13 protein-coding genes are annotated in these 13970 nt (G+C 45.2%); 11 read left to right on the top strand and 2 right to left on the bottom strand.

Annotated elements, in window-relative coordinates:
• Nucleotides 1-9 precede the first annotated feature (9 nt).
• The 8 genes from hutH (at nucleotide 10) to QS795_RS10860 (ending at nucleotide 7749) form a co-directional block, all read left to right on the top strand.
• A complete protein-coding gene (gene hutH, locus QS795_RS10895) occupies nucleotides 10-1542 on the top strand; it encodes a histidine ammonia-lyase (protein ID WP_286268717.1) in 1533 nt (510 codons plus the stop codon).
• Between the two features lie 100 nt (nucleotides 1543-1642).
• Nucleotides 1643-3031 carry an amino acid permease gene (locus QS795_RS10890; RefSeq protein WP_286268715.1) on the top strand — a complete coding sequence of 463 codons (1389 nt, stop codon included), beginning with the start codon at nucleotides 1643-1645 and terminating at the stop codon, nucleotides 3029-3031.
• A 193-nt stretch (nucleotides 3032-3224) separates the two neighbouring features.
• Nucleotides 3225-4157 (top strand): 50S ribosomal protein L3 N(5)-glutamine methyltransferase, encoded by a 933-nt coding sequence (gene prmB / locus QS795_RS10885; protein WP_154602909.1) that lies wholly within the window; start codon nucleotides 3225-3227, stop codon nucleotides 4155-4157.
• Nucleotides 4158-4273: 116 nt separating this feature from the next.
• Nucleotides 4274-5362, top strand: a complete 1089-nt coding sequence (gene aroC, locus QS795_RS10880; protein WP_108478568.1) for a chorismate synthase — start codon at nucleotides 4274-4276, stop codon at nucleotides 5360-5362.
• 176 nt (nucleotides 5363-5538) lie between these two features.
• Nucleotides 5539-6342, top strand: coding sequence for a TSUP family transporter (locus QS795_RS10875; protein ID WP_286268709.1), 804 nt, complete (start codon nucleotides 5539-5541; stop codon nucleotides 6340-6342).
• A gap of 17 nt (nucleotides 6343-6359) precedes the next feature.
• Nucleotides 6360-6908, top strand: a complete 549-nt coding sequence (locus tag QS795_RS10870; protein ID WP_154602907.1) for an elongation factor P hydroxylase — start codon at nucleotides 6360-6362, stop codon at nucleotides 6906-6908.
• A gap of 30 nt (nucleotides 6909-6938) precedes the next feature.
• Nucleotides 6939-7211 carry a YfcL family protein gene (locus tag QS795_RS10865; RefSeq protein WP_154602906.1) on the top strand — a complete coding sequence of 91 codons (273 nt, stop codon included), beginning with the start codon at nucleotides 6939-6941 and terminating at the stop codon, nucleotides 7209-7211.
• 22 nt (nucleotides 7212-7233) lie between these two features.
• Nucleotides 7234-7749, top strand: coding sequence for a GNAT family N-acetyltransferase (locus QS795_RS10860; RefSeq protein ID WP_286268705.1), 516 nt, complete (start codon nucleotides 7234-7236; stop codon nucleotides 7747-7749).
• A gap of 227 nt (nucleotides 7750-7976) precedes the next feature.
• Here QS795_RS10860 and mnmC read toward each other — a convergent pair whose 3' ends face one another.
• Nucleotides 7977-10007, bottom strand: coding sequence for a bifunctional tRNA (5-methylaminomethyl-2-thiouridine)(34)-methyltransferase MnmC2/FAD-dependent 5-carboxymethylaminomethyl-2-thiouridine(34) oxidoreductase MnmC1 (gene mnmC, locus QS795_RS10855; protein ID WP_286268703.1), 2031 nt, complete (start codon nucleotides 10005-10007; stop codon nucleotides 7977-7979).
• Between the two features lie 201 nt (nucleotides 10008-10208).
• Here mnmC and fabB point away from each other — a divergent pair, with 201 nt between their 5' ends.
• Both fabB and QS795_RS10845 read left to right on the top strand, forming a co-directional pair.
• Complete coding sequence (gene fabB / locus QS795_RS10850) at nucleotides 10209-11420, top strand: beta-ketoacyl-ACP synthase I (protein WP_286268701.1); 1212 nt, start codon at nucleotides 10209-10211, stop codon at nucleotides 11418-11420.
• Between the two features lie 595 nt (nucleotides 11421-12015).
• A complete protein-coding gene (locus QS795_RS10845) occupies nucleotides 12016-12339 on the top strand; it encodes a hypothetical protein (protein ID WP_154602901.1) in 324 nt (107 codons plus the stop codon).
• 84 nt (nucleotides 12340-12423) lie between these two features.
• On the opposite strand, the gene QS795_RS10840 is transcribed toward QS795_RS10845, so the two are convergent.
• Nucleotides 12424-13350: a LysR substrate-binding domain-containing protein gene (locus tag QS795_RS10840; protein WP_286268700.1), complete on the bottom strand. Its 927-nt coding sequence runs from the start codon at nucleotides 13348-13350 to the stop codon at nucleotides 12424-12426.
• Nucleotides 13351-13452: 102 nt separating this feature from the next.
• Between QS795_RS10840 and QS795_RS10835 the strand changes: the two genes are divergently transcribed.
• On the top strand, nucleotides 13453-13923 hold the full coding sequence (locus tag QS795_RS10835; RefSeq protein WP_154602899.1) for a DMT family transporter: 471 nt from the start codon (nucleotides 13453-13455) through the stop codon (nucleotides 13921-13923).
• The last annotated feature ends 47 nt before the right edge of the window (nucleotides 13924-13970 follow it).

Below are 13970 nucleotides of genomic sequence, written 5' to 3'. Positions count from 1 at the left end.
GTGCCATTGATGACTAAATTAACTATCCATCCAGGGAAAATGACACTCGACGAATTACGCGTTGTCTTCCAAAAGCCAGTGACTGTTGCGTTAGATAAACATGCCCACAGTGTTATCGAAAAAAGCGTTGCGACCGTAAATCAAATCATTGCGGAAGATAAAACCGCATATGGGATCAATACTGGGTTTGGTTTACTCGCTAACACCCGTATTGCTAGCAAAGATCTGCAATCTTTACAGCGCTCGATTGTGATGTCCCATGCGGCTGGTGTTGGTGAGCCACTGGACGATGATCTGGTTCGCTTGATTATGGTATTAAAAATCAACAGCCTTGCGCGCGGTTTTTCAGGTATTCGCTTGGAAGTGATTGAAGCGCTGATTGCACTGGTTAACGCTCAAGTCTATCCGTATATTCCTGCAAAAGGGTCAGTGGGCGCATCTGGTGACTTAGCACCGCTTGCGCATATGAGCTTGATTTTGATTGGTGAAGGGCAAGCGCGCTTTGAAGGCCAATGGCTACCTGCGAAAAAAGCGTTAGAAAAAGCGGGTTTGAAACCATTAACGTTGGAAGCTAAAGAAGGCTTAGCTCTCCTGAACGGCACTCAAACCTCGACAGCGTTTGCGTTAAAAGGCTTGTTTGCGGCGGAAAATCTGCTGTTATCCGGCATTGTTTGTGGGGCGCTAAGTGTCGAAGCCACATTGGGTTCACGTAAGCCATTTGATGCGCGTGTCCAAGAAGTTCGCGGTCAAAAAGGCCAAATCGATGTGGCGGCGTTATTCCGTGATGTATTATCACCAAGCAGCGAATTGTCCCAATCTCATGCAAATTGCTCGAAAGTTCAAGACCCATATTCATTACGCTGTCAGCCTCAAGTGATGGGTGCCTGCTTAACGCAAATCCGTCAAGCGGCAGAAGTGATTTTAATTGAATCTAATGCGGTATCCGATAACCCGCTGGTGTTTACTGATAATGGTGACATTATTTCTGGCGGTAACTTCCATGCGGAGCCAGTTGCCATGGCGTCGGACAATATCGCGCTGGCATTAGCCGAAATTGGTGCATTATCAGAGCGCCGTATTGCGATGTTGATGGACACGCACATGTCCCAATTACCGCCATTCTTAGTTAACAATGGTGGCGTAAACTCCGGCTTTATGATTGCACAGGTGACGGCAGCCGCATTAGCCAGTGAAAACAAAGCATTAGCGCATCCATCTAGTGTGGATAGCTTACCAACATCCGCCAACCAAGAAGACCACGTTTCCATGGCACCAGCAGCAGGTCGCCGTTTATGGGAAATGGCGAAAAACGTGACAGGCATTTTAGCCATTGAATGGTTATCTGCATGTCAAGGAATGGATTTCCGCGATGGCTTGAAATCGAGCGAAAAACTGGAAAAAGCCCGTAAAACTCTGCGTGATAAAGTGGCGTATTACGATAAAGACCGTTATTTCGCACCGGATATCGAGGCGGCTATCTCGCTGATTGATCAACATAAACTTGCCACGTTGTTTGCAGCAAACTCGGTTTTTCATTCATAAAAACCTGCAGTTCCTATAAGTAAGTGTTTTAGAAGCAGCCGACTATGTATCGGCTGCGAATTCTCTTCGAAACGACTGATAAAAATACGAAGGACACAACATGCAAAGCACATCACAACTTGCGCGTGGGCTTTCTGCGCGCCACATCCGATTTATGGCCCTCGGTTCAGCAATAGGAACGGGGTTATTCTATGGTTCAGCCAAAGCTATTGAGACTGCCGGCCCGGCCGTTTTACTGGCTTATATTATTGGGGGCGCCGCTGTTTTTATGGTGATGCGCGCGCTCGGTGAAATGGCGGTTCGCAGCCCATTGGCAGGGTCATTCTCCCAATATGCTAGCCACTATTTAGGTCCGCGAGCGGGTTTTTTCACCGGCTGGACATATGTTTTTGAAATGCTAATTGTCTGCTTGGCTGATGTCACGGCATTTGGGGTCTATATGAAATTATGGTTCCCTGATGTGGCTCAGTGGATTTGGGTGCTCAGTATTATTTGCTTTATCGGTGCCATTAACCTGTGCCACGTAAAAACATTCGGTGAAATGGAATTTTGGTTGTCGATAGTGAAAGTGGGGGCGATTGTCGCCATGATCGTCGGCGGTGCGGCCATTATGATGTTTGGTTTCGGTCAAGCTGCTGAACATGCGGTTGGGGTATCAAACCTATTTGACCATGGCGGGTTTATGCCAAATGGCATAGGAGGGGTGATCGCGTCATTTGCGGTAGTGATGTTTGCCTTTGGTGGAATTGAAGTCATCGGGATCACGGCGAGCGAAGCCAAAAACCCAGAAGTGACTATTCCAAAAGCCATTAATGCGGTGCCTGTACGTATCTTACTGTTCTACGTATTAACGCTGTTTGTATTGATGTGCATTTACCCGTGGAACCAAATTGGTCAAAATGGCAGCCCATTTGTGCAGATTTTTGATAGTTTAGGCATTTCAGCTGCGGCGAATATCTTGAACGTGGTGGTGATCACCGCCGCCATTTCGGCAATTAACAGTGACATTTTTGGTGCAGGTCGCATGATGTATGGCATGGCTCATGAAGGGCAGGCGCCTAAATCATTCACTAAGTTAACCAAAAATGGGGTGCCATGGATGACCGTCTTAGTCATGGTGCTGGTGCTGTTTATTGGTGTGGTACTGAACTATGTGATCCCCGAAGATGTGTTCTTAGTGATCGCCTCGATTGCTACGTTTGCCACGATTTGGGTCTGGTTAATGATTTTACTGGCGCAATTTGCGATGCGCCGTAAGATGACGCCAGAGCAAGTTCAACAATTGAAATTCCCAGTTCCGATGTGGCCAGTTGCCCCTATCCTTGCAATTGCTTTTATGGTGTTTATTTTCGGTGTATTAGGTTATTTCGAAAGTACCCGAATTGCGCTGTATGTGGGTATCGGTTGGTTGTTGTTACTCACCATTGCTTATGCGGTATGGGTAAAAAAACCGGAAAAACCTACGGATGAAGTCGAAGAATTAGCGTAACGTTTTTAATATCATGATAGACACTGCGCCCTTGATGAAAATCCGGGGCGCGGTTATTTTTAGCGCCAAAATGCGCAAACAAGTGCTTATCTGCGTATTTTCTTACATTAATCTGCTGATTTGTCTTTCACTTCGTGGCAAACTTTAGCCATTCAAATTTTCCCTTTTAATCCACAGGCAGGAGAATCCCTTCTTGGAAAAGATCTTCGTTGATGAAGCCGTCGCAGAACTTCATACCATTCAAGACATTTTACGTTGGACCATGAGCCGCTTTAATGCTGCCAATATCTATTATGGTCACGGCACCGATAACCCATGGGATGAAGCTTTACAGTTAGTGTTGCCAAGCCTGTATTTACCGCTGGATTTACCGGATGAGCTACTAACTTCGCGTCTGACTCCAACGGAGCGCCACCGCATTATTGAGCGTGTATTACGTCGTATCAATGACCGCATTCCAGTTGCCTATCTGACTAACAGCTCGTGGTTCTGTGGACATGAATTCTATGTGGATGAGCGCGTGTTGATCCCACGCTCGCCAATTGGTGAGCTGATTAACAACCATTTTGTGGGCTTATTATCTGATGAACCACAAACCATCCTCGACCTGTGCACGGGAAGTGGCTGCATTGCGATTGCCTGCGCCCATGAATTCCCTGAAGCGGAAGTCGATGCAGTTGATATCTCTACGGATGTATTGGCTGTGACGGAGCAAAACATTGCGAATCACGGTTTAGAGCACCGCGTGATCCCAATTCGTTCTGACCTATTCCGTGATATGCCAGACGTTAAATATGACCTGATCGTTACCAATCCACCGTATGTGGATGCAGAAGATATGGATGATCTGCCGCAAGAATTCCGTGTCGAGCCTGAGCTGGCGCTGGCAGCCGGTAGCGATGGTCTGAAACTGGTTCGCCGCATTCTCGCTAATGCTCCACGCTTCTTAACCGAAGAGGGAATTTTAGTGTGCGAAGTGGGTAACAGCATGGTGCATCTGATTGAGCAATATCCAGATATTCCATTTATCTGGTTAGATTTCGAATTTGGTGGTGATGGTGTGTTTATGTTAACCCGCGAACAGTTGGTTGAACATCACGAGCACTTTGCTCTTTATATTGATTAATATATTAATTAATAAAGAGTTGCGTTACTCGGCATAATCAAATAAAACATAATAATTACGCATAACATCATATTTCTTAACAAGTATAAGAATCGCAAGCAAATAGGAAACAGGGAATGGCTGGAAATTCAATTGGGCAACTGTTTCGTGTGACCACCTTTGGAGAGTCACACGGGCTAGCATTAGGCTGCATCGTTGACGGTGTTCCACCGGGACTCGCACTGACAGAAGCAGATTTACAAATCGACTTAGATCGCCGTCGTCCGGGCACATCGCGCTATACTACGGCGCGTCGTGAACCCGACCAAGTGAAAATTCTATCGGGAGTTTTCAACGGAGTGACGACAGGCACCAGTATCGGTCTATTAATTGAAAATACCGATCAGCGTTCCCAAGACTATGGTGCGATTAAAGACGTGTTCCGTCCAGGGCACGCCGATTACACGTATGAACAGAAATATGGCCTGCGCGATTATCGCGGTGGCGGGCGTTCATCCGCCCGTGAAACAGCGATGCGTGTTGCTGCGGGTGCGATTGCAAAGAAATACCTGCAAGAAAAATTTGGAATTCAAATTCGTGCATGTCTGACCCAAATGGGCAGCGTAGAGTGTGAAATTAAAGATTGGTCGATTGTCGAAGAAAACCCATTCTTCTGCCCTGATCCGAGCAAATTGGATGCCCTTGATGAGCTGCTACGTGGCTTGAAAAAAGAGGGGGACTCCATCGGTGCGAAAGTCACCGTTGTAGCTGAAAATGTCCCAGCGGGTTTAGGTGAGCCAGTCTTTGACCGCTTAGATGCCGACATCGCCCATGCACTGATGAGTATTAATGCGGTAAAAGGCGTAGAAATTGGCGATGGTTTTGGTGTGGTGAGCTTAAAAGGCAGTGAAAACCGTGATGAAATCACTCGCCACGGTTTTACGTCTAACCACGCAGGTGGAATTTTAGGGGGCATTAGCAGTAGCCAGCCAATTATTGCCCATATCGCCATGAAACCGACCTCTAGCATTACCGTTTCAGGGAAAACCTTGAATCGTGATGGTGAAGAAGTTGAGATGATCACCAAAGGTCGCCATGACCCTTGTGTGGGTATTCGCGCGGTGCCTATCGCGGAAGCGATGATGGCAATTGTGCTGATGGATCACTTCTTGCGTCATCGCGGGCAGTGTGCGGATGTTGTGCCAGCAGTGGCGCCATTCGAATAAATCATTGACGTTTTTCAGTGGATATTCTTGTTTGGCAAGGGTATCCACTGTGAGTTAAAGGTTGGGATGAAACCTCGATTATAATCCATCCGGGCTGTGATATTGTTTAGCTTTCAATAAGATAATCAATAGATAACAAATCTGCATCGTGATAGTTCACTTATCTGGAATGTAAAATGGATTGGCTTACCGCCGTTGCGCCTGAAGTCTACGCTCTGCTGTTTTTTGTCGCTCTACTTGCCGGTTTTATTGACTCTATCGCAGGGGGCGGTGGTTTACTGACTATTCCTGCGCTGCTTTCTGTGGGGATCACTCCCGTGGAAACCTTGGCGACCAATAAATTACAAGCTATCGGTGGCTCATTCTCCGCCACACTCTATTTTGCACGGCGTAAAGCCATTAATTTGCGAGAGCAAATCTTCCCCGTGATCATGACGATGATTGGGGCAATGCTCGGGGCGATTTTAATCCAATCCATTGATACCGCTTTTTTAAAGCAGTTGCTGCCAGTGATGGTCATCTGCGTCGGGCTCTATTTCTTACTCACGCCATCTTTGGGTGTGCAAGATAGGCCTCAGCGCGTTAGTATGCCAATTTTTGGGGTTGCTGCGGGGATGGGAATTGGTTTTTATGATGGCGCATTTGGCCCAGGAACTGGCTCTTTTTTAGCGCTCGCTTATGTCCTGTTATTAGGGTATAACCTCGCCAAAGCCACCGCACATGCAAAATTGTTAAATTTCGCCTCCAATTTTGGATCTTTGATCTTTTTTATTATCGGAGGTCATGTTCTTTGGGTGCTCGGGTTTGTTATGCTTGCCGGCCAAATGGTTGGAGCGAGACTTGGCGCTCGCTTAGTGTTAACCAAAGGACAAAAACTTATCAGGCCGATGATCGTCGTGATTTCACTCTTAATGAGTATTAAGCTGTTAAATGACAGCCACGGTGATGATATTAAAGCTTGGTTTCTCACATTATTTTAAGATGATTTAAGCGTTCCATGACTCAACATCATTATCAGCAACTTATTGATATTTTCGAACAGTGTTTCGGCGAAGAGTACAATACCAAATTGGTAAAAGGGGACGACGAGCCTATCTATTTACCAGCCGATGACACCACGCCATACAGCCAAATTGTGTTTGCACACGGCTTTTTTACCAGTGCTCTTCATGAAATTTCTCACTGGTGTATTGCTGGGGAAAAACGACGCCAGCAAGTGGATTACGGTTATTGGTACTGCCCAGATGGTCGCGATGAGAAAACCCAGTGTGACTTTGAAGTGGTTGAAATTAAACCACAAGCGCTAGATTGGTTTTTCTGTGTGGCAACGGGCATCCCGTTTAATGTGAGTTGCGACAATTTAGAAGGGGATTTCGAACCCGACCGTATCGCTTTTATGCGCAAAGTGCATGCCCAAGTGATGGAGTACCTCGAAAAAGGTATCCCAGAGAGACCGCTGCGCTTTATTAATGCGTTACAATCGTTTTACAATACACCTCCACTTTGTGCGGAACTGTTCCCTTATCCGGAAGATATTTTCGCCTAATAGAATCACTCACTACAGTAAGGATTAAGCATGCTTGCGGATTTTGAAACACGCATACTGACAAGAATTGATGATATGGTTGAACACGCCAGCGATGATGAGCTGTTTGCTGGTGGCTATCTGCGTGGTCACTTAACCCTTGCTGTGGCAGAACTGGAAGAAGAGAACGAAACCAGTGTTGATGCACTGTATCAGCGCGTTGAGCTGAGTATCCAAAATGCTATTAAAGCCGGCGAACTGACCCCACCAGACCAAATTCTGGTGCTGGGTATGTGGAAAACACTGTTAGATACCGTGCGTTAGTTTTATGGATTCCATTGACTGCATGTATTCCATTCGATTAGCAACCCATGAAGATGCCCAATTCTTACCCGCGGTGGAAGCGTCTGCGGGGCAAACTTTTGCAGGACACCCGAAGTTTGATTGGATTGCCCAAGGTGAAGTTCAACCGGAAGAAAACCACGTTGAGTGTATTGCGAATGGCTTAGAGTGGCTTGCGGTGGATAATCATGACCAGCCCGTTGGCTTTATTATGGCGGAACATTTGAGCGATAGCCTGCATATTGTGGAGCTTTCAGTTCAGCAGTCAGCGCAAGGGCAAGGCTTAGGTAAGCGGCTTATTCAGCAGGTTATTGAGTTCGCTCAGTCCCTACAGATTGGTCAGGTTACACTAACCACGTTTCGTGATATTCCGTGGAATGCACCGTATTATCAGCGCCTTGGTTTTTCGATAATGGAAGAGGTGCAATTGACGAGTGAATTACAAGATATCTTGCAACACGAAGTGGATGCAGGGTTTCAAGCGATAGATCGCTGTGCTATGCAGTTGAACGTGAATTAAGTTTAATATTGATTCGTACAGAGGGCTTCCAAATGGAAGCCCTTGAGGTTGATGACAAAGAGGGATAAAAGCGTGGTTTTTCCCTCTTTGTGTTATCAGGCGAAAATCAATAAATTGATTTTCCTCGTTAATTTTACAACCCAAAAGAGCCATTTCCAAACCTGATGGTTTGTCAATGGTCTGAGGGCTTCCAAATGGAAGCCCTTTTTCGTTTCTGCTTCTTTCACTTACGCTTCTTTCGTGGTGATTGGGCGTCCCGCCAATAACTTTCTCACCCAAAAACGATTTGGATGTAATGCGGAAAGTACGTCATCGTCAGCAGGCATGGGTTCATCAAAAATTTGCGCCGCGAGGATTTCTGCACACAGTGGGGCCGTGGAAAGTCCTCGAGCCCCTAATGCACCGAATACAAACAGGTCAGGATAAGCGGGGGATGGGGCAACGGCGTGTTCGTGGCGCAGTTGGTCAGGTAAATCCGCATATTGCTGCATTAAAGCACCAAAGTCAGGCACATTGCCGAGTAGCGGCATATGGTCGCGGATCACGCAGCGGATCCCTTGGCGAGATTGTTGGTCAGAGATATCCACCTGCGCCGTCCAATCCACATCCGGTAAGCTGGTGAGCAATTTTTGCAGATTTTCTTGCTGCTCTTCCTCGGAGTATTCAAGACTCAAATTATCGCGTTGATAACTCGCCCCCAAGCAGTGGTGCTGGTTTGTGGTATCTTCCGGCGTCATATAACCTTCGAAGCACAACACGGTTTTTAATTGCTGCAATGTTGGGATTGTCGGAATATGGCTCACTTGCCCGCGAACAGGGGTGATAGGCAGGTTCTGAGTCTGCTCAAATTGGTTCAGCAAATGGCCATTGGCAATCACCACCGTTTGATGATGGGCTGTTTGCTGGTTATCGAATGTCAGTTCCCAACCGTTTTCTGAACGTTGTAAGTCGGTGACTGACAGACCAAAGTGGAATTTAACGCCTTCTTCAGCGAGTTTTTGCGCTAAGCTTTCGCATAATTGCGCAGGGCATAGCCAGCCGCCAGAGGGGTAATAAATACCTCGATGATTGACATCCACACCACTAAGTTCACTGAGTTGTTGCCTATCTTTGCCAACAACAAACTCTTCCGGCCATTCGGTTTGCAGCATGTTGTCGATTTTTTTGGTGGATTTAGGGTTATACGCCATTTGGCTTACCCCACACCATTGCCCATTAAATTCGATACCTTGCGTGCTCAGTTGCTGATAAAAGCGAGTGGCAAACGGGAAGCCACTGACAAAAAAGCGCTCTAGGGCATTATCGTTCCCGGTTAATAGGGGGTAGACTGCGCCTTGGCGGTTTCCAGACGCATTTTGGGCGACTTGCTGGTCTTGACAGTAAATAGTGACATTCACACCGCGTTTCCTGAGTGAACGGGCTAAGGTGAGGCTGGCAATACCACCGCCAATAATCGCGATATCATCGGTATGAGATGCGGGTTGACGCGCAAACCAAGGTGCCATCGGGCGAGTCAGATTATTTTCTAGTACCCCCGTTAGCATTTGACGTTTCTGACCAAATCCTTTGGTCTTCATGATCGTAAAGCCCGCTTGCTGTAATCCACGTTTAACAAATCCAGCAACCGTAAAGGTGGCAAATGTTCCACCTTTACGTGCAAATTTTGCCATTGCAGCGAACAACTGTTCGCTCCACATCTGCGGGTTTTTGGAAGGGGCAAAACCATCTAGAAACCACGCATCTATCTTATTGTTTAAATTGTCATTAAGTATGGATACTTGCGTATTTACATCACCAATCCATAAATCGAGGGTGATTGCACTATTTTCTAAAATAATTCGATGGTTACCGGGTAAGGCGGGTGGCCACTGTTCGCATAATTGCTCTGAAAGCTCGGCTAACTCTGGCCAACAACGGTGTGCGGCGATTAAATCGGCTTTTGATAAAGGGTATTTTTCGAAGCTAATAAAATGTAATCGTTGTAATTTTGCATTGGGGTTTTCGGCTTTGAATTGGTTGAAGGCCTGCCATAAAGCGAGAAAATTCAATCCAGTACCAAATCCTGTCTCGGCAATCACACAAGTTTCATCTTGGTGTGTTAGAAATCGCTGTGGAAAATGGTTTCCCTGCAAAAACACATGGCGACTCTCTTCTAAGCCATTTTGGTTAGAAAAATAGATGTCTTCAAACTGTTCTGAAATCGGTGTGCCTTCCTCATTCCAACTGAGGTGAGCGGTTTGTACAGCTGTTTTTTTCACGTTTAAGCCTGTTATTGCCAAATCATATTCAAATTCTAACGCTGATATGGCTGTAAGGCTACCGTCACATAAAAGCCTTATTTGTGTCATGATAAAAAAAATACAAATATTTACCCTGATCGGACTTGTTCAGCGTACAAGTGTAAGCTAAAGTGACACCTGTAATCCCGTAATCATATAATTATAGACATGAGGTAACGAATGAAGCGTGCAGTCATAACTGGCCTAGGTATTGTTTCCAGCATTGGTAATAACCAGGAAGAAGTACTGGCTTCTCTGAAGGAAGGTCGTTCCGGGATCACTTTCTCAGAAGAATTTAAAAAGGTAGGGCTGCGTAGCCATGTCTGGGGTGATGTCAAGCTGGATACTGAAGGTCTGATTGACCGTAAGGTCCGCCGTTTCATGAGTGATTGCTCTGTCTATGCTTACCTGTCAATGGAACAGGCGATTAAAGATTCAGGTTTAGCGGAAGACCAAGTGTCTAACCTGCGTACGGGTGTTGTTGTTGGCTCTGGTGGTGGTTCCCCACGTAACCAAGTAGCTGGCTCTGACGGTATGCGTGCAAAAGGTCTGCGTGGTGTGGGTCCATATATGGTGACTCGTGCAATGGCTTCCGGTATTTCTGCTTGCTTAGCAACCCCGTTCAAAATCAAAGGCGTTAACTACTCCATCAGCTCTGCATGTTCAACGTCTGCACACTGTATCGGTCACGCGGTTGAACTGATTCAACTGGGCAAACAAGATGTTGTGTTTGCTGGTGGCGGTGAAGAACTGAGCTGGGAAATGACCTGTGAGTTCGATGCAATGGGCGCGTTGTCAACTAAGTACAACGAAACTCCATCAAAAGCATCAAGAACTTATGACCAAGACCGTGATGGTTTCGTTATTGCGGGCGGCGGCGGTATCGTCGTGGTTGAAGAGTTAGAACACGCATTAGCACGTGGCGCGCATATTTACGCAGAAGTGGTTGGCTACGGTGCAACGTCTGACGGTGCTGATATGGTGGCTCCATCGGGCGAAGGTGCAGTGCGTTGTATGCAAATGGCAATGCAGGGTGTTGATAAAATCGATTACATCAACACACACGGCACTTCAACGCCAGTCGGTGATACTAAAGAGTTAGAAGCTATCCAAGAAGTGTTTGGTCACGATTGCCCTGCACTTTCTGCAACCAAAGCGATGACAGGTCACTCTTTAGGCGCAGCGGGCGTTCAAGAAGCGATTTATAGCTTGCTGATGTTAGAACATGGCTTTATCGCACCAAGCATCAACGTTGAAAATTTAGATGAGAAAGCGAAAGGCTTGAACATCATCACCCAACCAACTGAGCAAGCACTGAATACAGTGATGTCTAACAGCTTCGGTTTTGGTGGTACCAACGCAACGTTAGTGATGAGCAAATACAAAGCATAAGTTTCATTCACTGAAATGCACTGCATAGAAAGCGAGGGCTAAGGCTCTCGCTTTTTTTATGGCTTAATTATTGTCGCCACCATAATCATCATTTTATTAAATTACCGTAATGAAAATAGTGCCATGATATTTGCTCCATTAATGTATCAATAAGGAGCTAATATGGATTTCACACGGTGTAAGATTTGGAAAAATGATTTAAAAATTTTGGGTAATGCATTGATTAAAAGTATTAAGGGGTTGTTCCCTGCCAAAATTAAGCGTGCATTTAACACTAAAATCACGTTTCCACTTTTTGAAAAACGACAAAAAGAAGCGGTTCAGATTTTCACACCACCATCAAAACATGTTTATTATGGCGAGGACGCGAGTAATAAAAATGTTACCTTGCTGAGTTATACGAAATATCCGTTTTATTAATAAAAAATTTGCCCCGAAATCTTTATGGGGCAAATTTTATTGACCACACAAACCGCTCAGCCCACTGAATATTGACGTTCTCACGACGATTATCAGAGTTATCCGCAAGTATCTTACCTCTAAGCTGCGTATAAATGCGTTAGATAAAATTTAATTAAAAAGAAAGGTAGATAAGATGGCGTATTGGACGGCGAAGAGTGTTCCTGAATTAGCAGGATTAGAGAGAAAAGAGCAAGGGCGCTTGTTTCGTCAATGCCTGAAAGAAGGTAAAAAACGCATGGGCGCGAAATATTGGAAGCTCACCGGACTCGCGGTTTTACTTTCCGCCGTATTAGCCTTTATGTTGTTTTTCTTTGGTTTCTTTTCCGGTGGTTTTCTGGGGGGAGCGCTGTTAGGCGGTATGATCGGTGCCTTGTTTGTCTTTATTGTACAAACGCCAACCATTGATGTAGGTCGCGAATGGCTACGTGAGCAGGGCTATCCGAAACAAGACAGCTAGGATAGATCAAGTGAAGAAAAAAGTGAGAGCCAGGGCTTTCGCTTTTTTTATAAATTCTGATAGATAGCAGAAATGCTGCCCTTTTTAATCCTCGTTTTCGCCATAAAACTCTCGGTCATCTTTTAATTGTTCAGCGATAATGCCTCTAAGCCACTCTAATGCTTTATCAGTATCACCGCGTTGGTGCCATACCATTTGGAAATCTAAATCAGGAAGAGATAATGGAGGATCAAATAACGTAAATTTGCTTAACATGGATTGAGGTATCGCTTTTTTCGCCACCGTTAGGATCAGGTCAGTCCCCGTTAATAATTGGGGTGCAATTTGCCAGTAAGGCACAGTCACGGCTACACGGCGCTGTTGGTTCATTAATTGCAGTTGATGGTCGATTTCATTCGCATCAAAAGGCTTCATACTCACTAAAATATGAGGATAGGATAGCCAGTTAGCTAAATCCATTTTGCCTTGCGAACCAAGCTGATGATCAGCCAGACTGACAAATTTGTCCGTCAAGACAGTTTGATTTCGTAACGAATAATCCAGAGTATCAAATATACCGAATGCTAAGTCTAAGCTACCTTCATGCAATTTATTTTGCATTTCTTCCCGACTACAGTGCCAGATATTGAGGACAATATTGGGTGCATATTCGCGTAAATAAGAAACTAATTTTATCGTAATTAAAGTTGCGCCGTAGTCGGACATTGCGATATTAAAGCGCCTTTGGCAACTTAGCGGAGAAAACTGTTTTTGGGCAATCAAATCATCTAATTGCTTTAATGCTTCATTTAATGGGAGATAAAGAGACTCAGCTTTGCTTGTTAGTTGATATTGGCCTTCACGGCGAACCAATAAGGGGTCTTGAAAAATGTCTCTCAGTTGATTTAATGCATGACTGACAGCGGGCTGGCTTTTATGTAAAGCTTCCGCCGCTCGGCTTACATGCCGTTCTCGCAACAAGACTGACAACGTCACTAGCTGATTTAAATCTAATTTTCTTAAGTTATTCATCCTACGAATAGTGCCTTATAAAATTGTTCATTTTCCAATGCTGTTATCTCTCTTTACTATGGCAATCATTCAACTTAAGTCAATATTAGTGAAGAGGTTTCGATGTCAGCATTTTCAATCACAGGGCTCATTCTAGCCTTTGTTGCATTATTGGCAGGCGCGGTTGTACCAATCCAAGCGGCAAGTAATGCCATACTTGCAAGACAACTAGGTCACCCATTATGGGCGAGCGCAACATCGCTGGTGATCAGTTTAATTGTATTAATTCCACTTTTAATTATTTTTAAAGTACCAAAACCCCATTTTAGTACTGAACTATTTAACCAACCAATTTGGATTTGGTTTGGTGGCATCGCAGGGATGCTCTACCTCACGTCGGCTTTGATTTTAGTCCCTAAAATTGGCAGTACGACATTTTTTGTATTAGTGATTGCGGGGCAATTAATTATTTCTGCGCTTATTGAGCAATTTGGCTGGTTCGGCATGAATCGAAACCCCATTCCGATTGAGAAAGTGGTGGGTATTGGTTTAGTGATCCTAGGGGTTTTATGTGTTCAATTTTCACGAAAGTAATGGTATTGCACTTAATTTGTGACTAACGCAATTAGCGGGGAAGTGAG

Source organism: Providencia zhijiangensis (assembly GCF_030315915.2).
GTDB classification, from domain to species: domain Bacteria; phylum Pseudomonadota; class Gammaproteobacteria; order Enterobacterales; family Enterobacteriaceae; genus Providencia; species Providencia zhijiangensis.
This window is presented reverse-complemented; position numbering and strand designations above follow the sequence as displayed.

Bases quoted from the DNA above. Each gene is read 5' to 3' on its own strand.
- QS795_RS10845 (WP_154602901.1), top strand. From the start codon at position 12,016: ATGGCGTATTGGACGGCGAAGAGTGTTCCTGAATTAGCAGGATTAGAG.
- aroC (WP_108478568.1), top strand. From the start codon at position 4,274: ATGGCTGGAAATTCAATTGGGCAACTGTTTCGTGTGACCACCTTTGGA.
- fabB (WP_286268701.1), top strand. From the start codon at position 10,209: ATGAAGCGTGCAGTCATAACTGGCCTAGGTATTGTTTCCAGCATTGGT.
- QS795_RS10835 (WP_154602899.1), top strand. From the start codon at position 13,453: ATGTCAGCATTTTCAATCACAGGGCTCATTCTAGCCTTTGTTGCATTA.
- QS795_RS10875 (WP_286268709.1), top strand. From the start codon at position 5,539: ATGGATTGGCTTACCGCCGTTGCGCCTGAAGTCTACGCTCTGCTGTTT.
- QS795_RS10860 (WP_286268705.1), top strand. From the start codon at position 7,234: ATGTATTCCATTCGATTAGCAACCCATGAAGATGCCCAATTCTTACCC.
- QS795_RS10870 (WP_154602907.1), top strand. From the start codon at position 6,360: ATGACTCAACATCATTATCAGCAACTTATTGATATTTTCGAACAGTGT.
- QS795_RS10865 (WP_154602906.1), top strand. From the start codon at position 6,939: ATGCTTGCGGATTTTGAAACACGCATACTGACAAGAATTGATGATATG.
- hutH (WP_286268717.1), top strand. From the start codon at position 10: ATGACTAAATTAACTATCCATCCAGGGAAAATGACACTCGACGAATTA.
- QS795_RS10840 (WP_286268700.1), bottom strand. From the start codon at position 13,350: ATGAATAACTTAAGAAAATTAGATTTAAATCAGCTAGTGACGTTGTCA.
- QS795_RS10890 (WP_286268715.1), top strand. From the start codon at position 1,643: ATGCAAAGCACATCACAACTTGCGCGTGGGCTTTCTGCGCGCCACATC.